Raw genomic sequence first — 21,039 nt, forward strand, 5'->3', positions numbered from 1 at the left:
CGGGTTGTGCCGGTAAAAAGATCTGCTTAAGACCTCGAGGGGCTGGGCGCTGGAGCTGGACATGATCAGGGTGTGGAGAGGAGCGGGGAGGCCTGACACGTATAAGCCGGGCATTGCAGTGAAGGGAACTTTCTTCACGGAAATGAACGGCTTATATCGCGAAGGACTGCTCCTCGGAACCGGATTACAAAAAAGAAATGCGGAGGCGTCCTGATCAGCCCCGACAAGCTTAAGCAGATCTTTTTCCGGCGGGTTGTGCCGGTAAAAAGATCTGCTTAAGACCTCGAGGGGCTGGGCGCTGGAGCTGGACATGATCAGGGTGGAGAGGAGCGGGGAGGCCTGACACGTAAAAGCCGGGCATTACAGTGAAGGGAACTTTCTTCACGGAAATGAACGGCTTATACCGCGAAGGACTGCTCCTCGGAACCGGATTAAAAAAAGAAATGCGGAGGCGCCCTGATCAGACCAAACCATCTGCAGCTGGACAGTACTTGATCTGGAATATATCTGGATGGAAAATCACGGTTCTTCTTGAGAAGTCGATATAAATGAAAAACCCCTGACATTCCCTGTCAGGGGTTTTTCGTGAGAATGTGTATCCCTCTTTTATGATTTAAAAATACGAAGAAGGGGTTCTTCTCTTCTGCTCACTATCCGGCTGTCATGAAAAACTTATCCATGGTACCGCCTGTAGATACATCAATCAATAAGCAGAACATAAGCGCCACTCGACATACACCGGGTGACAACTGGTCTTTATACTCGCCCAAGGACCTTGCTTACGTAGTTCTCGGTTTCTCGAAAAGGAGGAATACCTCCGTACTTATCAACATTTCCCGGCCCGGCATTATACGCGGCAAGAGCCAGGGACGGATCATCATTGTAGCGGTCAAGCATTTGTTTTAGATACTTGGTCCCTCCCATAATGTTCTGTTCCGGATCAAAAGGATTCTCCACCCCCAGGCCCCTTGCTGTGGCGGGCATCAACTGCATAAGCCCCTGGGCCCCGGCATGACTGACAACATCTGCATCAAAATTGGATTCGGTCTGAATGACAGAACGAATCAGACTTTCATCCACCCCATATTGGGAAGATGCCTTCGATATCCAATGATCCAGGCTTTCTGATCCTTTTGTTTGTTCAGCAGGAGCCGGCTGCTGCTTCGGTGCTGTTGTCACCGGAGAAGCTAGAGGTCGATCCGTCCCGTTCAAATAAAGGGACTCTGTATTCATCGACACGGGGGCCACCCCTGCCGCAAACGCCTGACTGACTGCCGCTTGAAACAAATCCTGAAAGGACAACCCCTGCAGATCCTGTCCCCCATTTCCCTGCTGAGTGCCGCCCAAAAAAGAAAAGCTCTGCATCTGCATCATCCATTGAAGCTTGTTGACATCCATTGCTTCCACCTCGTCTCATTGATATGTAAAGTGTACAGGATGCGTCACATTCCGACAATCACTTGTTGGATCATTTTTACAAGTTTCCAGACTTAGACAAAACTTGAGAAAAAACTTTCCTGAATCACTCATTTAAGTATCGTTTTCCACTCTCTTTTTCCCAAAGCAGAACCCACCGGAGCAGTGGTACAATAAAAGAAGCAAAAGAGTTTCCTCATCACCGTAAGTGAGATGGCGTGCAGGTTGTCCACGCCTTCAGCGATTGTCACATCGTAACTGTTCTTACATAGGTACACTCTTTTGTCTCTTACGTCGAATGACCCTATTATTTTTTCCCGCCAGGAAAAATAACCTGTAGATTTCATGGTACGTCTTCCCTCATCGAAAGACGAGCACCATCTCCCTTTTGTTTTCAAAAGGGAGTTTTTTTATGTTTTTCATGAAGGACAAAATATTTTCCAAAAGATAAATATTGCCTGCCTGCTGCTCATATATTGAAAGTACAAAGGAGGTGGGAAACCATCATGGAATTCAACAACAATGCGTTTTACTTCCTGGCTGCTCTGCTCGCTGGTTATGCCCTGTTCAGCTTAGGTGATACGGGTGGAAATTTCTTTGATCAATTCTTGTACTATGCAGGCTACATTGCGATGATTCTGTTCTCATTTGTACTTATATTTACTGGCTTAGCCCGGTTCCTCAAACAATATCAATAATAAAAAAGGACTGCTCCCGGCAGTCCTTTTCATATTCCGAACAATCGTTTCAAGAAACTTTTACGCTCGGGGGCTTCTTCTTTTGGAGACGGAGGATGATAATGAATTTCTTCTTTTTCCACAGCGTAATCGAGCGTTAACACTGCCCCGTACTCCGTTTCTGTATCCTGATTGGAGATCGTAGTATGATGAATGTTATGCTTTTCCGCTATATCTTTTAATGGCGATAAAAAGCGGTAGCTGATCTCCCCGTTCAATAACAGTGTCGCCTCGGGGTTGCGGCTCATTTCCTTCTCCAGCTCCCCAAAACCTTCCTCCTGCATCACTTGCCCGTTCGTCAGCGCAAGGAGAATCCGTTCCCGCAGCGTACCTAAAAATTGTCTGCGTTCACCCGGGTTGGTTTCTCTGCTTCCATATATCCCTTCCTGCAGGTAATCCTCCAGATCCGGTTTTTTCATCTTTCCATCACCTCACTCTTCTATTATGAACGTTCAAACAACGGACATCCATTCAAAAAGCCCAGCAAAAAGGACGGGTCCTGCGACACCGCCCTAAGGTACAGAAATCACTTCTATATGAGAAGGAAGAACATCTAGGACGACAGGGAGAGGATCGCCCTCTTCCCCATCCACATTGGTTTTCACCGTTTCCCGGGACGAGATCTCCACCCGCCGGGCTTTGAAATACTCAACCGAGGAATCTTCCTGTAATTCTCCTCTTAAAATGGAGGTAACGATGGAGGCAAGGCGCATCATGTTCATACGTGGAAGAATGAAACAGTGCAGCAGACCGTCATCTACTTCTGCGTCGGGCGCCAGCCGCTCAAACCCACCTGTCGAGTTCGTTAGAGCGGCCAGAAAAAGGAACGCGTCCCCTTCCCACGTTTTATGATCATCGAACTGAATGGTCAGCGGACTGGTTCCATCTGAAGAAAGGGTTTTGATTCCTTCCATCACATAGGCAAGTGGACCCAAACGCGTCTTCTGCTCCGGACTGACTTCATACGTCGCTTCAGCGAGAGCTCCGACAGCTGTAATATTTACAAAATACCGTTCGTTCACTTTACCTATGTCCACTTTCCGGGAATGGTCATTACGCAGCAGCTGGACCGCTTCATCCGGATGAAGCGGTATATTCAAAGCTCTGGCGAAATCATTGACGGTCCCCAGTGGGATCACAGCCAGAAGGGGCCGGTGTTCCTGATCGACCATGCCGTTAATGGTTTCATGAAGCGTTCCATCCCCTCCAAGAGAAACGACCAGATCATACGCTTCTTTACAGGCATCCCGGCAGTATTTGGTAGCATCCAATTCTTTTTCCGTCTGTACTTCTTTCACAGCATATCCTTTATCTTCAAGTATCTCCTGAATTTCAGCCACATACGTAACGGCTTCCTCTTTACCTGAAGAAGGATTGACGATCAGCATTACGCTTTTCATGATTCAGCCTCCCTGAAGCCGGGATCTTATTCTTCCGGACCCCTGCCGAGTAAATGTTCAGGATATTGATACACCGTCCGCACAGGAATGAAACCGAACGATTGGAAGAACTCCTGCCCTCCATGTCCGGCTCCCTCCCATTCCACTTGGATGTGCTCGATGCCCTGTCCTGTCATCCAATCCAGTAAGGAGCGGCACATCTGTGTACCGATGCCTTCCCTGCGGTAAAATTCATCGACATACAGTTCTTCGATCCGCCCCTTTCTTTCCTCAACGGAAACCGGATCGATCACAGCAAGGCCGTAGCCGATCAGCCGGCCTTCCACCTCGGCGGCAATCAGTTTCTGTTCCGGCGCGACATTCGTAAACTGATCAGCGGCCCAGAATTTCCGCTCCCGCAGAACATCTCCTGAGAGTTGTCCTTCCTGTTCATCTTTCACGGCATGAAGATAATCCACGGCATATCTTGTAAAGTGCATTAAATCCCTGTCCTCTACTTCCCTGATCACTGCCAAATCAAACGCCTCCTCTACTTCTTGCGAACCACCTGATATTCCGGGGTTTCTTCTATTACATTATGCGCAAAAGAGCACACAGGGTCGATCATTAATTTATGTTTTCTCGCATAATTCACAGCTTCATCTACGAGCTCCCTGCCAAGCCCTTGTTCACGCTCGGCCGGATCCACATGAGTGCTCAGAATGATCATTGTATCATCTTCCACATCAAAAACCAGTTCGGCGGCTGGATCCTGTTTTTCTCCCATATAAAGTCTTCCTTTATCTTCATGAATCATTCGTTCCATGTTCAACTCCCCTTTCATATAAAAAGCATTCCCTCCTGCCTATAAGAAAAACATCCATGGAAGGCCCATGGATGTTAGGAGAATAAGGGAAGATGCTTCAGGCTGTCGTCTTCAAATCCTCTTCCAGCGGGATGTTCCGCTGCAGGCCGCGTTTGGCAGCTATGAAGAAAGCTGTTACAACCCCCACTGTAATGAACGCGGCCAGTCCATAAGCTACGTTCAACGGAAGGCCGAATCCGATGGGCGCATTGATGATGTACGTAAATGTAGCCATCGTCATGAATGCGGCCGGAACAGCGGCGATCCAATAGTTTTTTCGAGCGAGGAACAAGTACATCGCTCCCACCCACAGCGCAATGACAGCCGTGGATTGGTTGGCCCAGGAGAAGTATCTCCAAAGCAGAGTGAAGTCAATGCGTGTCAAAGCAAAAGAAATGACAAACAGCGGAAGTGCTATCCAGATACGGCTGGCCAGCTTTTTCTGGGAGATGTTCAAGTAGTCGGCGATAATCATACGGGCACTGCGGAAAGCTGTATCCCCCGAAGTGATCGGCAGAATAATGACACCAAGGACAGCAAGCGTCCCGCCAAACGCTCCAAGCATAGCAATCGATACTTCACTGACGACCGCCGCAGGACCGCCACTGGCAAGGACTTCATTCAAGCCTCCGGATCCGCCGAACAGGCTCATCGCAGCAGCTGCCCAGATCATGGCAATAATTCCTTCCGCAATCATCATGCCGTAAAAAATGCGGCGTCCCTGTTTTTCCTTCTGAGTCGTTCTTGAAATGATCGGCGTCTGGGTGGCATGAAAGCCGGACAACGCTCCACAGGATATCGTTAAAAATAACAGCGGGAAGATCGGTGCGTTGTCAGGGTGCATGTTCGTCAGGGACAACTCTGGAATCGGTGCGCCTGTAGCCACAAGTGATACTCCGACTCCAATGGCACTGATTAATAACAACGCTCCGAAGACCGGATAGAAACGTCCGATAATTTTATCAATTGGAAGCATCGTAGCAAGTAGATAGTAAACAAATATTGCTGCCAGAATAACAGGAAGGGACAGCCAGCTGTTCGTCATATTGTGCAGAAGATCGGCTGGAGCTGTTACAAACACAGTTCCGACCAGAACGAGAAGCAGAATAGCGAAGGCGTTCACGACGTGCTTCATCACTTTCCCGAGAAATTTCCCAGCCAGTTCAGGCAGGTGGGCGCCGCGGTTCCTGATGGATATCATGCCTGTTAAATAATCATGGACAGCCCCGGCGAAGATGCAGCCAAACACAATCCATAAAAAAGCGACCGGCCCATACAGCGCCCCCAGAATAGGACCGAAAATCGGACCGACCCCGGCAATATTCAACAGCTGAATCAACGAGTTCCGCTTTTCGCCCATTGGCAGATAATCCACACCGTCCCCATGCGTATACGCAGGAGTCTCGCGTCCTGTTTGAACACCAAACTGTTTTTCTACGTATTTTCCATAAGTAAAGTATCCGGCAATTAAGAGTGCAATACTGACTAGAAATGTAATCATCCGTTGTTCTCCCCTCATCTTTGTAATCGGTTGCAAACAGCGTATCATGATAACGCTTACAAAAGATGAGGTTCTGTTTATTATGTCGTTGAACGCGTTCAACGTGTAGAAAAGACGCATCGAAAAAGAATGCGCCTTTTACAACTCCATCATTCTCCTTAAATCCTTCACGTAATTCCTGCTGACGGACAGCTTTTCCTCCGCTCCCCGCAGCTCAAGCTGCCAGGCTCCATTAAACCAGGGTGTGAGACGGTGAATATAATCAATGTTAACGAGATAGCTTTTATGAATCCTGAAAAAAGAAAACGGCTGCAGGCGCTCTTCCACATCCTTCAAAGCATCGTTGGTTTCGTAAACAGAAGCCCGGCCGACAATTTTCGTTGCTCTGCCCTCTCTGTACACGTACATGATATCTGAAGGATTGAGGTATTCAATGGTTTCGTCCACCTCCACCGCAAACTTAGAAGGAACCGGACCCTGCTTTTGATTTTCCTCCGGCAGCAGCTTCTTTTCCATCCGGTTCACCGCCTCAGCTAATTGGTCCTCATCAAACGGCTTCAGCAGATAATCGAGCGCCTGATGACGGAACGCTTCCACGGCAAAATCGGGATAAGCTGTTGCAAACACGATTTCAGGCACCTTTTTCAAATCCTTTATGGCAGCAGCTACAGCCAGTCCATCCATCTTCGGCATCTCGACATCAAGAAACATGACGTCCGGCTGGTACTTCAAAGCAGCCACAATCGCTTCATCGCCGGAGGCCGCTTCCCCGACCACTTTAATCCGTTCGAAGGGTTGAAGCAGATAGGCTAATTCTTCCCGGCTGAAGCGTTCATCATCAACGATCAGCACGCGTATATCCGTCATGCCGTTTCCTCCTTTTCCTCCAGAGGAAGAGTGAAGCTGATCATCGTCCCCTGCCCGGGCTTGCTTTCGATGTGCAGCTTCGCGCCTTCCCCATGCATATATTCCAACCGTTTGTTTACATTATACAGACCAAATCCAGCCCCTTTATCTGAATCTACGACTTCGTCCCCAAGTTGTTGAAGACGCTCCGTATCAATCCCTCTGCCATTATCAGCGATGGATACGCGGACACAGGCGTCTTCCCTGTGAATGGTTAGAGTGATCCGGGCTTCTTCATTTTGATCCTTCACGCCATGCTTCATGCTGTTCTCCACTAAAGGCTGGAGCGTAAGCGGAGCGATCTTTGCAGATAGGGCAGATTCATCGATGTCATAATCAATCTTCAATCGGTCTACAAAGCGTGTTTCTTCTATTAATAGATAGGCACGCACGTGCTTCAACTCTTCGGCGAGACTGACCCGCGTTTTCGTTGTCGCCCCCAGATTCTGACGGAAAAATTTAGAGAGTGCGATGAGCAGGGAACGGGCTTTATCCGGCTCCGTCCGCGTCAAAGAAACGATAACGTTCAGCGAATTGAACAAAAAGTGTGGGTTCACCTGAGCCTGCAGCGCCTTCACTTCAGCTTTTCTTGCCATCTCCTCTGCCTGGTCAGCATCTGCCAGTTCAAGCTGCTGGCTGAGGAGGGCGCTCAGACCCTGAATCAGTTCCAGAAGAACCGTTGAAATTTCTTTCTCTGTTCTTACATAAAATTTCAATGTTCCCACCACTTCATCCCGTTTTTTCAGAGGTACGATGACAGCCGCTCCCAAAGGACAGTCCTTGTTCCGACACTGAATATCCTCATGTCCGGCAATGACACGCCGCCCGGAATAAATCACTTCTCTCGTTGCATCGGTTTGAATGGATTCCCCGTAATGATGGTGATCATCAGCCAGGCCGACATGGGCAAGAATCGTCTGTTTATCTGTCATAGATATAGCGCTTACATCAACTTCGTCATAAATGATCCGGCAAGCTCTTGCTGCCGATTCTTTCGTCAAGCCTTTACGCAGGTGGGCAACCGTCAATTCAGCCAGTTTCAGGGCCTTCTGCGCTTGAACAGCACCTGCTTTCTCCTCCTCATTTAACACATTACGGATAATGAGCAGAAAAAGGGCTGACCCGACACCATTGGCAGCAATCATGGGAAGACCGATTTCCTGGACCAGCTCCCACGCTCTTGTAAACGGCTGGGCCATCAGGAGAATGATCCCCATTTGGATCGTCTCTGCCAGAGCACCGACGAACAACGCCGTTTTCAGCTTCAAGGGCTTCCCTTTTTTATGAAAAAATCCGGCAATCAAACCAGCAACGACAGCGGAAACACCACAGGCCAGACCTGTAAATCCCCCGAGGAAATACCGGTGAAACCCTGCAATCAACCCTGCCCCAAGGCCGATCCGCCAACCACCGAACAGACCAGCGGCCACGATACCGATGACCCTGGAGTTCGCCAGTGCCTCTGTATCCACCAGCTGATACGCCCAACGACCGAATTCCAGGGAACTCGTATCATACGTAATGCCTGTATAGGTGCCGATCATTCCGAACAGGCCAAAAAATCCGATCGCAGTCATCTGCTGCTTCCCTGTTAACATCTTCTGGTCGGCCAGTTCACGGAAAAAATGGAACCGGGTGAATATAAAGGCTGCCGTGACGATGATTCCAAGCCGTTCCAGCATAGGAAGAAAAAGTTCAAACATCGCACATTCCTCTTTCTATCTTTTTTTCTATTGTAGCACGCTTCCTAAAAAGACACGGAATGCAGGAAAACGTCAGAATTATTTGATACACTAGGAAAAAATGAGGTGATGATAATGAAAACGAAGATCGCTATGATTCAAATGGATATTGCCTTCGGTGATCCGTCTGCCAATCGGAATGCGGCGGAGGCCAAAATAAAGGAAGCGGCCGACCAGGGAAGTACTTTGATTCTGCTTCCAGAGCTTTGGACAACCGGGTATGACCTGACACGCCTGGGAGAAATCGCTGAAGACCTGGAAGGACCGACCCACCAGCTGTTGAAGAAGCTTGCCCGCGACAACAGGGTAACCATTGCAGGTTCCATCGCTGAACGGGACAAGGAGTACTTTTATAACACGATGGTCGCTTACAATGAACACGGGGAACGTGTGCTGAACTATCGTAAAGTCCACTTATTCCGTCTGATGGACGAAGAAAAATATCTCGAGTCCGGAGACACGCAGGGAAACTTCCACTTACATAACATACCGCTGGCGGGAGCCATCTGCTACGACATCCGCTTCCCTGAATGGATGCGTACAGAAATGCTCGACGGAGCCCGCGGCCTGTTGGTTGTCGCAGAATGGCCGAAGCCTCGCGTCGATCACTGGCGCAGTCTGTTAATCAGCCGTGCTATTGAAAATCAATGCTTCGTCATGGCCTGCAACCGCTCCGGTTCCGACCCGAATAATACATTCGGCGGGCACTCGCTCATCATTGATCCGTGGGGGACGATTGTAGCCGAAGGAGGGCTGGACGAAGAAATCGTATACGGAAATGTCGATTTTTCCGAGGTGGAGGCGATCCGGAAGCAGATCCCGATTTTCCAGGACCGCCGTCCTGACCTGTATCAGTGATTTCGTTGATGTCTATGAAAAAAATGGATATCTGCTTAAAATAATAGATATACGGAAGATAAAATCGATATTTCTGCCAATAAATCGATAGCCACTTTATCATTAAAAAACCGCCGGCCCTTCACAGGTCCGACGGTTTTCTTATTCATAGGCTGGCGCCTGATAGAAATAATTCGGTGAATCCATCCGGTTTTCGTAAGAAGAATGGAAAATGTGCGTCGCGGCGGGCGATACAGGTGGAATCAACCAAGTCCAATCGCCTGTTGCCTGACGTCCACATTTATTTTCTTTCTGTTCAAACCGCTGAAACTGCTTGGCTGCCGTATGATGATCGACGATGTTCACTCCATCCGTCTGGTAGGAATGCAGAACGGCCTGATTCAATTCGATCAAAGCCCGGTCCTTCCATAACGATGCATTGCGGCGGGTATCCAGCCCCATCGCTTCAGCGACTGCCGGAAGCAGATCATAACGGAATTCATCAGCCAGGTTACGTGCACCAATTTCCGTTTCCATGTACCACCCGTTGAACGGCGCCGCTGTATAATTCAACCCGCCGATTTCAAGACGCATATCGGAAATAATCGGCACAGCATACCATTTCAACTTCAAATCCTTAAACCAGTCAAAATCCGGATGCCTCAGCGGGACTTCCAAAATTTTTTCCTGGGGGATTTCAAACCACTGTGGCTGCTCATGATCCGCTTCAATGACCAAAGGCAGGATATCATAGGCCGTTCCTTCCCCCTGCCACCCAAGCTGTTGACAGCGTTTAGTGAATGCCACGGAAGCCGGATCCCCGGTCACCGTCCCATTTTCTTCATAGCCGGCGTACCGGATCAGCTGGTGATTCCAAAGCCGGACCTGGTGCTCTTCCGTTTCCGGTTTGAAAATGGTGATCGTTGAACGGATCCGTCCTCCATTCGTAGCGTAATCGATGTGGTCATACAAGGCATCGCGCATAGCTTCGGGTGTATCAAGATGGCGGGCATCAAAGACGCGCAGCGTATCCCAGAACAGACGGCCGATACAACGGTTGCTGTTCCGCCATGCCACCTTGGCACCGAATTCCAATTCCGTAGAGGTATGGGTATAGGTGCCTTCCTCGTCGATGGACTGCCGGATTTCATCCAGTCGGTCTTCCACTCCGGAAAGCTGTTGCTCATAGTAGAACAGGCGGATGAATTCCTCCGCCTTTGTATATAGATCTGTATTCACAGCATGACATCCTCCTGTAGGTTGCTCATCCCCCATCCTACCATATTCCCATAGAATCCCCTATCGATCAGTCTGCTTTACGTGCCGCCTGCTGGATTGGATCCCATACGCTGTTATAAGGAGGCGCATAGCTGAGATCCAGATCCTGCAGATCATCCACCTTCATTTTGTGGAACAAGGCGGTGGCAAGGACGTCGATCCGTTTGTCCACCCCGTCCTTTCCTATGATCTGACCACCCAGAAGCTGGCGGGTTTCCGCATCGTAAATCACTTTTACAGTCATCGGGTTATCCTTGGAGTAGTAACCCGCTTCATGTGTGGATTGGACAGTCATCGTCTTCACAGGAAATTTCTCCTGTTCCGCTTCCCGTACGGACAGGCCGGTGCGCCCTAGCGTCAAATCGAAGAATTTCAAAATGGATGTGCCTGTAATTCCACGGAAAGGTGTACGGACACCTGCCATATTCAACCCTGCGATCTGCCCCTGTTTGTTGGCATGGGTTCCCAGCGGGATGTAATCCATTTTTTCCTTGACCCGGTGATATTGAACAGCACAATCACCCGCGGCATAAATGTCCAGAATGCTGGTTTCCATAAAAGCATTCACGGCTACAGCGTCTTTGATCCCTTTGTATATGCCTGTCCCTTCAAGAAATGATGTATTGGGGGTCACACCAGCAGCCACAAGAACGAGATCCGTTGCATACGTCCCTTTGTCCGTGACAACAGTTTCCACCTGTCCATCCCCCCTGAATCCTTCGACAGATTCATTGAGGTGGAGTTCCAAACCATTTGTGCGGGCCTCCTCATGCACCAGTTCACCCATGTCTTCATCAAAAATTTTCGCAAGCTGAGCACCACGGTCAATGATTCTCACCTGTTTTCCAAGTGCGCGGTAGCTTTCCGCCATTTCGAGGCCGATATACCCTCCACCGATAATCGTTACATGTTCCGTATCTTCCGTCGTTCCTGCTATGATTTCCTCAATATCAGGAATGGTCTTCAACGTGTAAATACCATCCAGATGCCGCCCCTTCCAGGGAGGGACGATGGGAGAAGCTCCGGAAGCAATCAACAGCTTATCGTACGTGATTTCCACCTGTTCGTCACCGTCAAGGTTTCTGGCGTAAATTTTCTTCCGGTCACAATCCACCTGTTCCACTTCATGACGGATGCGTACATCAATGCCGTATTTCTCACGGAAGGTTTCCGGTTTTCTTGCAATGAGGTCTTCCGTTGAATCCACCACACCTTTCAGTACATAGGGCAGACCGCACTGGCCGTAGGAAGTAATCTCCCCTTTCTCCAGTACTGTAATGGTACCGCCTTCTGTGTTACGGACGATCTGCATCGCCGCACTCATACCGGCCGCATCGCCGCCAATGATCACATAATCCATTCTTTCCACTCCTTTTCCATTTGCAGACGTTCCTTCTATCTTTACTTCTTTACCATTAATGTTCCCACTCAAACTTCCGTCATGTTACACTGTCTATATTATCTTTTTGTTCGACTTTTCCAAAAACATATGTCTGAGGTGACCATCCATGAAAGAATTCCAAACATCCAAAGCCATTCAGCGTCTGCCGGATCAATTTTTCGCAACGCTGATTGATAAATTAAATGCCTATGAAAATAAAGGCTGGGACACCATTAATCTGGGTCAGGGGAACCCGGATCAGCCGACTCCTGATCACATTGTTGAATCCCTTAAGGAAGCTGCCGACAACCCTGAATTTCATCAGTACCCTCCTTTCCACGGATATCCGTTCTTTAAGGAAGCGATCGCTGAGTTTTACAAGCGCGAGTATGATGTAGACCTGGACCCCGAAACAGAGATCGCCATCATGCCCGGCAGTAAAACCGGTCTGGTGGAGTTAAGCCAGTGCTTCCTTGATCCTGGAGATGTGGCGCTCGTGCCTGATCCCGGATACCCGGATTATTGGTCAGGAATCGAAATGGTCGGCGCGGAAATGAAGCCGATGCCGCTGCTGGCTGAAAACCAATTCCTCCCTGACTATGAAGCTATTGATGCCGAAAGCTGGGAAAAAGCCAGGCTTATGTTCCTCAATTATCCGAACAATCCTACCGGTGCAACAGCGGACAAGGCTTTTTACGAAGAAACGATCAAAGAAGCCGAAAAGCATGATGTCTGTGTGATTCATGATTTCGCCTATGGAGCCATCGGTTTTGACGGCGTCAAACCGCTCAGTTTCATGCAGGTGGAAGGTGCCAAAAATGTCGGTGTAGAAGTCTACACGATGTCCAAAACCTTTAACATGGCCGGCTGGCGCGTGGCCTTCGCCGTTGGGAACCCCAGCGTTATTAAAGCCATCGAAACCATCCAGGACCACTATTTCTGCAGTATTTTCGGCGGCCTCCAGAAAGCGTCTGCTACAGCTCTCCTAAGTTCCCAGGCTGGTGTAGAGGAACTGGCGGCTACGTATGAGCATCGCCGCGACCTTCTTTTATCCGGGTTGGAAGAGGCTGGATACCATGTAGAACCATGCAAAGGTTCATTCTTCGCCTGGCTGCGCGTGCCGGAAGGCTATACCTCCCAGTCCTTTGCAGATGCTCTGCTTGAGGAAACAGGATTGTTTGTGGCGCCCGGCATCGGGTTTGGAGCGAGTGGAGAAGGATATGTACGGATTGGCTTGAATAATTCAGAAGAAACACTGCAGGATGCTGTTGTACGCTTCAAAAAATTCGCAGAAAAATAGACATCAAAAACACCTGTTCTACAAGGAACAGGCGTTTTTTGTTGAAATTCTTCTTAATCATTTCGATTTTATCGTAAAATAAAAGTTGCACTTTTATTGTAAATCGATTTAAATATATATTATACAAAGATCACACATATCTTATAGGAGGGGTTTGAATGTACGCGCTTGTACGAAAAGACAGCAGTGTAATTGAAATCCTCAGGGATCCCATCGACCGGAGAGAACGGATATTCACTCGCGAAGAAGATGCAAAGGAATATGCCGATAAACTCAACGTGTTAATTGCCCATGGACCTAAATGGGAAATAGAGAAGTATTTGTAACATCACTCCTCCCTTTCCACTACTATTTATCCTTATGCAGCCTTCCTGACGGCAGAAGAGTTCTGGAGAACCCACAACGATATAATACCAAAAAAACCCGGACCTTTTTAGAAAAGGTCCGGGTTTTTCATTTGATTAAAATGGGTATTCACGATAGCCATTCATGACTCCGATCCATTTTACGGTTGTAAATTTGTCGAGGGCCCACTCGCCACCGAAACGACCGAGGCCTGACTCTTTTTCTCCTCCGAAAGCGACATGCGCTTCATCGTTCACAGACTGATCATTGATGTGAATCATACCCGTTTCCACACGCTTCGCTACTTCGACTCCGCGGTGGACATCACGGGTGAAAACAGACCCACTTAAACCGTAAGGAGAACCATTCGCAACTGTAATCGCTTCTTCCTCAGAAGACACTTTGATGACAGAAGCTACAGGGCCGAACACTTCATTATTGGCAATCGGCATATCGTTGGTGACACCGGTCAGCACCGTCGGCTGCAGAACATTTCCGTCTGCTTCTCCACCCGTAAGCACTTCTGCCCCTTGGTCAAGGGTCTTTTGCAGGTCTTCCTGGATGCGCTCGACAGCTTCGCGGTTGATCAATGGTCCGACCGCCGTATCTTTTTCAGAAGGGTCCCCGACTTTCAGGCTTTCCACTTTCTGTTTGAACTGCTCGACGAACGTATCATGAACACTTTCATGAACGATGATTCTGTTCAGAGACATGCAGATCTGGCCCTGGTGCAGGAATTTACCGAAAGCAGCGGCCTGCACGGCTTTTTCCACATCTGCATCATCAAGGACGATCATGGCGTTGTTCCCGCCAAGTTCAAGCGCTGTGTCTTTAATGTGTTTACCGGCCAGCTCTCCGATATGGCTGCCCACTTCTGTTGAACCGGTAAAGGAGATCAGCTTCGCGGCCGGGTGAGTAACAAAAGCGTCGCCAATTTCAGATCCTCGACCGACAACAACGTTGATCACACCTTCCGGGAAGCCGGCTTCTTCAAATAAATCAGCAATGAGCAGGCCGGACGTTACCGGTGCATCAGAAGCTGGTTTAACGACGACCGTATTTCCTGTCGCAACAGCCGGCGCAATGGATCTCAAAGCAAGGTGGAATGGGAAGTTCCACGGGCCGATAATGCCGATTACCCCTTTAGGAGAGCGGTAGACCCGGTTTTCCTTACCCGGCGTGTTGGACGGAAGAATTGTGCCGGACATTCTCGTCGGGAAGCTGGCCGATTCACGGATGATGGACACAGCCGCCTGATATTCTACTTCAGCTTTGACAATCGTACTTCCGGATTCCTTCACAAGCCAGTCGACGATTTCTTCTTTTCGCTCCTGCACGACGTGAAGCAGCTTATCAAAATACGTCTGCTTCTCGGCAGGCAGCGTTGTCATCCAGCCTTCCTGCGCCTGGACAGCCGCGTCATATGCCTCATTCAAATCGTCTTGGTTGGCGGACGGGATCGATGCGATGGACTGTTCTGTATATGGATTGACATTCTCTACAAATTTCTCACTGGAGCCGTTTTTCCATTGGCCATTGATATATTGTTTCGTAAATGTTTGTGGACTCATTTCTGTATTACCTCCATTCAGGAACTTTACAGGGCTATCATTCCCGCCTGGATACCTTTCAAACATTTGGGCACTTTACAAATTTTTCTTCATATCGACGTGGGGAATACCGTCTTCCAAATAGACTCCGGTCATTTCCTCAAAGCCGAAGGAAGCGTAAAACCCTCTTAAATGCTCCTGTCCTGAAAGCAGGATGTGATCGGTATTATAGTTCGTTTCGACAGCTTGAATCGCTTTATCCATTAACTTTCGTGCCGTTCCTTTTCCCCGGTAATCCTTATGTACAATGACACGGCCGATGCTGTAGGAGTTATGATCCTCTACAGGGGGGACAATCCGGCAGTAGGCAGCTACTCTTCCTGCATCCTCCAGCCAGATGTGCAGACATTTGGGGTCTCGTCCGTCAATCTCTGGATAAGGGCATGCCTGTTCCACGACAAATACTTCGACGCGTAATTTTAAAATGCTGTACAGTTCCTCTTTTGTCAGCTGCTCATACGTTTTTTCCTTCCAGTTCAAGTCCATTCCTGATCACTCTCCCTCTATTTTCCTACAATTATGACGGTTTTAACAAAAGAAGGGAAGGGAATTATAAGGAAGGCTCTTTCATAACAATCCCACCCAAAAAAGGAGGGAACACCAATGCTTTTAAAGATACTGCCGGTATCTTTACGTAAATATTTTGAAATGTCGAAGCGTCAGCGGAAACACGAGATCCAAATGACCATTTGGTATATGCCGCTCATTTATATTGCCGCTTCGATTGTTTTCGTCATAGCCACCCTGTATCTGGACCTGTCTTTTCAGCTGGAACAATATACACATGAGTTCTTCCGGATTAATGCAGATATCACACGAATGCTCGTCAGTACGCTGATCGGCGGAATTCTTACATTGAGTGCCTTTACATTGAACTCCCTGCTTGTTGTGCTTACAACTTTCAGCGGACAATTCTCTCCACGGATGCTTATTAACTTTGTTTCTGATAAACGGACCCAGCACGCTCTGGGTATTTTTAATGGGAACTTTGTTTACGTGCTTCTTGTATTCCTTTTCATCGGGAATGCAGAATATGAGTATTTTGTGGCTGTCCCCACCATTACGATTCTAATGGCCTTCACTTCATCCGTTACGTTTATTTACTTCATCAACCATGCGACAACATGGATGCAGGTACATAACATCACGGACTCCATGAAGCAGTCATCGGAGAAAATCATCAACCAGACACTCCGAAAAGACCTTGAGGCTTACCGCTGTGAAAACCCGGGCAATCTGCTGGAGGATCATCAGGAAAAGACGTTCCATATCGGTGCTGTTCAATCCGGATATGTCCAGCTTGTCGATTACCACACGATGATTGAAGAAGCTCGTAAAGATAACATCATCGTTCAATTCAAAGCACAGGTCGGCGATTATATCCTGCGGGGAAATGAACTGATCAGCTACTGGGGGCCTGGAGCTGATCATATCGAAAAGGAGAAATACGGCCGGATGATCAGCATCGGCTATAAGGAGACGGAGCTGCAGGACCTGCAGATGGGGATGCATAAGCTTGCCGAAATTGCGATAAAATCCATCAGCAATGATGATCCTAAAACAGCTTCCAATGCCATTTACCGCATGTCAGAACTGATGCTCACCGTCGAGGATTATATTACCTTCACCCCTTACTTGATGGATAAGGACGGGCAGGTTCGAGTCATCCTTCTTTCCGAATCCTTTGAGTACTACATCTACCGGGGGTTCGGCTATATCCGGCATTATGCCCGGGACAACCACCTGGTTATTACCGACCTTGTCGGTTCAATCGCATCCATTGCTGAATCCATTGATGAATCCAAACACGAAATGCTTTGGGACTTTGCCTGCAATACGATTGATCATATTGAAGAAAAAGTCATCTATGAACTCGACAAAACCTTCCTGCTTCAGGAGATGGAGAGGCTCGCGATGACGACGGGGCATAAGCTTGACTATTACCATATTTACCGACGATTTTATCCAGTGGATGGCTGAAAGAAATGGCAGGAGAAGAGGAGCCCCTCTCAGGGGGGAAACGATGAAAAACCGTTTGACAACCTCTTCTTCTTTGCTTATTTTTAATATATGAACATATACTCATATAAGGGGGTTAAGGATGAGTCATCACCATCATCATCACGTAGATTCAACAACCGGAAAAATCAAAACCGCTTTCTTTCTGAATTTCGCTTTTACCATTATTGAAATCATCGGCGGATTGTTAACGAATAGTATGGCGATATTATCCGATGCACTGCACGACCTCGGCGACTCGCTCTCTCTCGGTCTTGCATGGTTTTTACAGAAGTTCTCAAAAAAAGGAACTTCCGAAAGTTTTTCTTTCGGCTACCGGCGTTTCTCCCTTCTGGCCGCTCTTATTAATAGTATCGTCCTGATTGTAGGATCCATTTTCATATTCATCGAAGCCGTTCCCCGGCTTTTCGATCCTCCTGAGCCCCATGCCGGGGGGATGCTGGCCGTGGCCATTCTCGGCATCGTCATTAACGGAGCTGCAGTTTTCCGCCTGCGCGGCGGAGATTCCATGAACCAGAAAGTCCTGACATGGCACCTTCTCGAGGATGTCCTCGGGTGGATCGCTGTTCTTATCGCCAGTGTCATCATGATGTTCTTTGACGTGCCGATCCTTGACCCGGTGGCTTCCATTGGAATCACTCTGTTTATTCTATATAATGTCGTCAAAAATCTTGTCCAAACGATGAAGCTGTTTCTGGAAGCTGTCCCTTCGGATGTGGATCTTAAACGGATCATTGAAAAAATCAATGACCTTCCAGGGGTGTTATCCAGCCACCATACCCACCTGTGGTCTCTCGACGGGGAAAACCATGCTTTTTCCACCCATGTAGTCGTAGCAGGAAATGCGGGGAAACAGGAGATCTGTACCATTAAGGAAGGCGTAAAACACACACTGGAATCCATCCAGCTGGAGCACGTAACGATTGAAGTTGAATACGAAGACGATCCATGTGGGCTGGAAACTTAAAAACAGCAGGCTGTCCAGCCTGCTGTTTGTTGTCCTTATAATTCAAGGGTTTCCGGTGTCTTGGAACCTTTGTTCATGTAACGGATCGTTTCCGGGAGGATTTCAAGAACGACAAATTCCGGATCATCCTTGCCATCGAACCATCGTGTCATCTCATCATTCCAAATCCACTCTTTAATCTCCTGATCACTGCGGATTTTCGCCTGCCCCTGTACTTCCAGGTAGGTATCACCGTAGCCTTCTCCTTCATATCCCAGAAGGATATGAACGTGTGGATTTCCCTCGATTTCCTCTGCTTTATGTGTTTCCTTGCTCGTCGGTGTGAAAAACGTGAAATTCTCATCGTTGAAAAAAGTCATGTAACGGGTGTGCGGTTTGCTGTCCTTTACCGTAGCGAGTGTTCCAACTTTATGATTATCCATCAGTTGATGGATCCGCTGCTTCAATTCTTCCTGATTCAATGTCATGCTCCTTTCCACTTTTCATTTCTTTGATTTCACAGTCAGTTTTCCCCGAAATAATGGAAGTAAACCAAAAAGTATGCCGGGATAAATCATTGACATGAAGTTCACACCACCTGGGTATAGTACATCTATGCGCAGCGCCCAACCGGGTCTGTGCTAAAATAAAAAGAAACGATCATCTAACAGAAGGAACAGGAGGAAGCGTGTTGAATCGGCAGCTGTTTACAAAAAAATGGAGCCTCATTTTCATAGGCTCGATTTTTATCGGTCTTCTCATATTTTTCATAAGCGCAAAATCAAGCAGCTCTGAACCTGTGGAACGCTCTGAGCTGACACCCACATTGTTTGTACATGGATATAAAGGCGGCCCGCGCAGCTTTCAGTCGATGATGGACCGGATGGAAAACCTTCAATGGGGGAAAAAACATATGACCATCTATGTTTCTGCATCCGGTATGGTATCGATTCAAGGAAACTTCTCCAATACACCACGCCCATTTGTCCAGGTACTTTTCGAAAACAACCGGGCAAGCATTCAGGACCAGACGTACTGGCTACAGCAGGTGATGAAGAAGCTGCGGACGGAACATAAGATCCAGCAGGTGAATCTAGTCGGTCATTCGATGGGCGGCCTGGCTTCTGCCGGGTATCTCATGTCAGAGTCCGACCTGCCGGCGCCTAAGGTTGAAAAACTGGCCGTCATTGCAAGTCCGTTCAATGGGATTAAAAAGGAAGGCTACTTTGCCTCCAACTACGGGGAGGCGACCACAGATCTCCAGCCCGGCTCAGAAGCTCTCCGACAGATGGAAGAAAACAAGGAAAACTTCCCACCCGAAATTGAAGTTCTTGCCATTGCGGGCGTCATCAACGGAACGGAACCGGAGGAAGACCATTGGGATGGACTCGTCCACTCCTCCAGCGTCAGCAGACTGGAGAAGATTGTTCCCTTCGGTCAGTACAAAGAGGAACTGATTTTCAACAATCTGGCCACACATTCCGGTCTGCATGAGCTTGCAGAAGTGGACCGGATGCTTGCCGTTTTCCTTTGGGATGAAACGGACGAAGATAACCTTAACTCTTTTGACGAGCATTTATAGTCCACATTCCCGGCACCTTTTCAGAGGTGCCGGTTTATTTTTTCTCCAAAATGAACAGCCACATAAATGTCAGCGCCTGCTTCAAATCCTCATCAAGATCGGCAATAAGGTGAGGTTCCACTCCTCTTTTATAAACGCCTTCTCCATCTATCACTTCCCAGCCATTTTCAACAGCCAGCTGCTGTAATTCCCATGGCATCATCGTATTGCAGATCACCTCTTCCCCATAAAGCCTCCGATAGCTGTTCACTCTCGGCATTGCTGTGGGACCGAGAAGCCCGATACAGAGGCGTCCACCCGGCTTCAGCACCCGCTTCATTTCCTCCAGACCCGCTGCAGGCACTTCTGTCCATTCCAGTGAGTTAACAGCCATTCCACCATCAAACTGTTCATCTTCAAAAGGCAGATCCGCCAAATCGCCCTGCACAAACCTCAGCTGCGAATGATCGTTCACCCGTTGATTGGCCTTGTTGACCATATCTTTGGAGAGGTCCACGCCTGTCACGTCATACCCTTCCTTGGATAACAAATAGGAACCATATCCATCTCCACAGCCAAGGTCCGCGATTGTCCCAGCCGGCATATATTTTTTCACAAAAGGGACAATGCTCTTCCTGCTTCCCTCTTCCCACATGGTGCGGCTCTTTTCTCCCCACATATCCGAACGGCTGTCCCATTGGCGTTCTGCTTCCTTATGCCAGTTAAACGTTTCACTCATTTTGAACCCTCCCGAAAAAATTTTCTCCAACTTTTATTATAGTATATAAAACCGCGCCACTCACTGGTTTCCCTTGTCGGAAAAAGGGGAATCCTACCATCAACCCAAAAGAAAAGAGTTGCATGATTCATCCACCCACGTTATGATGAAAACACAAGATAAGCTATTTAATATTAACAAAAACACCATATATAGTATGAACGAATCGAAGATGCCACAAGGCTTAATAGGGAATCCGGTGTAAAACCGGAGCTGCCCCCGCAACTGTCAGCACTCGCGAAACGGTAAAACCACTGTGCCACGCACGGGAAGGACCGGAGTAAGAACGAGTGTCAGCCAGGAGACCTGTCTTCATTCGTCGCAGTTTCAACTTCTTCGGGGATTGAGAAGATGAAGCGATGAAATGAAAGAGCCTTGTCTCTTCCTTTTTTTCGTTTCATGGTTTCATCCGCTCACCCCAAAGAGCGGTTTTTTTTA

The 21,039-nt window shown here is 48.2% G+C and carries 21 protein-coding genes and 1 riboswitch; of the genes, 7 read left to right on the forward strand and 14 right to left on the reverse strand.

The genetic code is table 11. The features are described from left to right. Positions 1 to 756: 756 nt before the first annotated feature. The gene (locus tag QMA39_RS16940) at positions 757 to 1,398 is read right to left on the reverse strand and encodes a lytic transglycosylase domain-containing protein (RefSeq protein ID WP_027956829.1); all 642 of its coding nucleotides are present in this window, start codon (positions 1,396 to 1,398) and stop codon (positions 757 to 759) included. A gap of 524 nt (positions 1,399 to 1,922) precedes the next feature. Between QMA39_RS16940 and QMA39_RS16945 the strand changes: the two genes are divergently transcribed. Next, the gene (locus QMA39_RS16945; RefSeq protein WP_027956831.1) at positions 1,923 to 2,114 is read left to right on the forward strand and encodes a hypothetical protein; all 192 of its coding nucleotides are present in this window, start codon (positions 1,923 to 1,925) and stop codon (positions 2,112 to 2,114) included. Between the two features lie 29 nt (positions 2,115 to 2,143). On the opposite strand, the gene QMA39_RS16950 is transcribed toward QMA39_RS16945, so the two are convergent. The 7 genes from QMA39_RS16950 to QMA39_RS16980 all read right to left on the reverse strand — a co-directional run bounded on the left by QMA39_RS16950 (position 2,144) and on the right by QMA39_RS16980 (position 8,507). Then, complete coding sequence (locus QMA39_RS16950; RefSeq protein ID WP_206935741.1) at positions 2,144 to 2,572, reverse strand: YueI family protein; 429 nt, start codon at positions 2,570 to 2,572, stop codon at positions 2,144 to 2,146. A gap of 93 nt (positions 2,573 to 2,665) precedes the next feature. Continuing rightward, positions 2,666 to 3,553, reverse strand: a complete 888-nt coding sequence (locus QMA39_RS16955; protein ID WP_281659386.1) for a diacylglycerol kinase family protein — start codon at positions 3,551 to 3,553, stop codon at positions 2,666 to 2,668. 26 nt (positions 3,554 to 3,579) lie between these two features. Then, positions 3,580 to 4,062 (reverse strand): GNAT family N-acetyltransferase, encoded by a 483-nt coding sequence (locus tag QMA39_RS16960; protein ID WP_281659415.1) that lies wholly within the window; start codon positions 4,060 to 4,062, stop codon positions 3,580 to 3,582. 20 nt (positions 4,063 to 4,082) lie between these two features. Then, entirely contained in the window at positions 4,083 to 4,358 is a 276-nt protein-coding gene (locus QMA39_RS16965) for a GNAT family N-acetyltransferase (RefSeq protein WP_281659387.1), read from the reverse strand. 97 nt (positions 4,359 to 4,455) lie between these two features. Then, positions 4,456 to 5,898 (reverse strand): carbon starvation CstA family protein, encoded by a 1,443-nt coding sequence (locus tag QMA39_RS16970; protein WP_281659388.1) that lies wholly within the window; start codon positions 5,896 to 5,898, stop codon positions 4,456 to 4,458. Between the two features lie 138 nt (positions 5,899 to 6,036). Next, the gene (locus QMA39_RS16975) at positions 6,037 to 6,765 is read right to left on the reverse strand and encodes a LytTR family DNA-binding domain-containing protein (protein WP_281659389.1); all 729 of its coding nucleotides are present in this window, start codon (positions 6,763 to 6,765) and stop codon (positions 6,037 to 6,039) included. After that, on the reverse strand, positions 6,762 to 8,507 hold the full coding sequence (locus QMA39_RS16980; RefSeq protein ID WP_206935735.1) for a sensor histidine kinase: 1,746 nt from the start codon (positions 8,505 to 8,507) through the stop codon (positions 6,762 to 6,764). Before QMA39_RS16980 ends, QMA39_RS16975 begins: the two co-directional genes overlap by 4 nt. Before the next feature lie 114 nt (positions 8,508 to 8,621). Between QMA39_RS16980 and QMA39_RS16985 the strand changes: the two genes are divergently transcribed. After that, positions 8,622 to 9,404 carry a carbon-nitrogen family hydrolase gene (locus QMA39_RS16985; RefSeq protein WP_281659390.1) on the forward strand — a complete coding sequence of 261 codons (783 nt, stop codon included), beginning with the start codon at positions 8,622 to 8,624 and terminating at the stop codon, positions 9,402 to 9,404. 141 nt (positions 9,405 to 9,545) lie between these two features. Here QMA39_RS16985 and QMA39_RS16990 read toward each other — a convergent pair whose 3' ends face one another. Next, complete coding sequence (locus QMA39_RS16990) at positions 9,546 to 10,622, reverse strand: nitric oxide synthase oxygenase (RefSeq protein WP_281659391.1); 1,077 nt, start codon at positions 10,620 to 10,622, stop codon at positions 9,546 to 9,548. Between the two features lie 67 nt (positions 10,623 to 10,689). Next, complete coding sequence (locus tag QMA39_RS16995) at positions 10,690 to 12,021, reverse strand: FAD-dependent oxidoreductase (RefSeq protein WP_281659392.1); 1,332 nt, start codon at positions 12,019 to 12,021, stop codon at positions 10,690 to 10,692. Between the two features lie 148 nt (positions 12,022 to 12,169). On the opposite strand from QMA39_RS16995, the gene QMA39_RS17000 reads away from it, so the two are divergent. Further along, positions 12,170 to 13,342, forward strand: a complete 1,173-nt coding sequence (locus QMA39_RS17000; protein ID WP_027956842.1) for a pyridoxal phosphate-dependent aminotransferase — start codon at positions 12,170 to 12,172, stop codon at positions 13,340 to 13,342. A 158-nt stretch (positions 13,343 to 13,500) separates the two neighbouring features. Then, on the forward strand, positions 13,501 to 13,668 hold the full coding sequence (locus QMA39_RS17005) for a hypothetical protein (RefSeq protein WP_206935729.1): 168 nt from the start codon (positions 13,501 to 13,503) through the stop codon (positions 13,666 to 13,668). Between the two features lie 135 nt (positions 13,669 to 13,803). Here QMA39_RS17005 and QMA39_RS17010 read toward each other — a convergent pair whose 3' ends face one another. Together QMA39_RS17010 and QMA39_RS17015 are read right to left on the reverse strand one after the other, a co-directional pair. Then, positions 13,804 to 15,258 carry an aldehyde dehydrogenase family protein gene (locus QMA39_RS17010; protein ID WP_027956843.1) on the reverse strand — a complete coding sequence of 485 codons (1,455 nt, stop codon included), beginning with the start codon at positions 15,256 to 15,258 and terminating at the stop codon, positions 13,804 to 13,806. Positions 15,259 to 15,333: 75 nt separating this feature from the next. After that, entirely contained in the window at positions 15,334 to 15,783 is a 450-nt protein-coding gene (locus tag QMA39_RS17015; protein ID WP_348646631.1) for a GNAT family N-acetyltransferase, read from the reverse strand. 117 nt (positions 15,784 to 15,900) lie between these two features. Here QMA39_RS17015 and QMA39_RS17020 point away from each other — a divergent pair, with 117 nt between their 5' ends. Together QMA39_RS17020 and QMA39_RS17025 are read left to right on the forward strand one after the other, a co-directional pair. Then, entirely contained in the window at positions 15,901 to 17,277 is a 1,377-nt protein-coding gene (locus tag QMA39_RS17020; RefSeq protein WP_281659393.1) for a DUF2254 domain-containing protein, read from the forward strand. Positions 17,278 to 17,398: 121 nt separating this feature from the next. Further along, complete coding sequence (locus QMA39_RS17025; protein WP_281659394.1) at positions 17,399 to 18,283, forward strand: cation diffusion facilitator family transporter; 885 nt, start codon at positions 17,399 to 17,401, stop codon at positions 18,281 to 18,283. A gap of 35 nt (positions 18,284 to 18,318) precedes the next feature. Here QMA39_RS17025 and QMA39_RS17030 read toward each other — a convergent pair whose 3' ends face one another. Further along, complete coding sequence (locus QMA39_RS17030; RefSeq protein ID WP_206935817.1) at positions 18,319 to 18,744, reverse strand: pyridoxamine 5'-phosphate oxidase family protein; 426 nt, start codon at positions 18,742 to 18,744, stop codon at positions 18,319 to 18,321. A gap of 209 nt (positions 18,745 to 18,953) precedes the next feature. Here QMA39_RS17030 and QMA39_RS17035 point away from each other — a divergent pair, with 209 nt between their 5' ends. Then, positions 18,954 to 19,844, forward strand: a complete 891-nt coding sequence (locus QMA39_RS17035) for an alpha/beta hydrolase (RefSeq protein ID WP_206935720.1) — start codon at positions 18,954 to 18,956, stop codon at positions 19,842 to 19,844. A gap of 34 nt (positions 19,845 to 19,878) precedes the next feature. Here QMA39_RS17035 and QMA39_RS17040 read toward each other — a convergent pair whose 3' ends face one another. Next, the gene (locus tag QMA39_RS17040) at positions 19,879 to 20,562 is read right to left on the reverse strand and encodes a class I SAM-dependent methyltransferase (RefSeq protein ID WP_027956848.1); all 684 of its coding nucleotides are present in this window, start codon (positions 20,560 to 20,562) and stop codon (positions 19,879 to 19,881) included. 192 nt (positions 20,563 to 20,754) lie between these two features. Next, positions 20,755 to 20,930, forward strand: a riboswitch (cobalamin riboswitch). Positions 20,931 to 21,039 lie beyond the last annotated feature (109 nt).

The organism is Halobacillus sp. Cin3, assembly GCF_947311855.1.
Lineage (GTDB): Bacteria > Bacillota > Bacilli > Bacillales > Halobacillaceae > Halobacillus > Halobacillus kuroshimensis.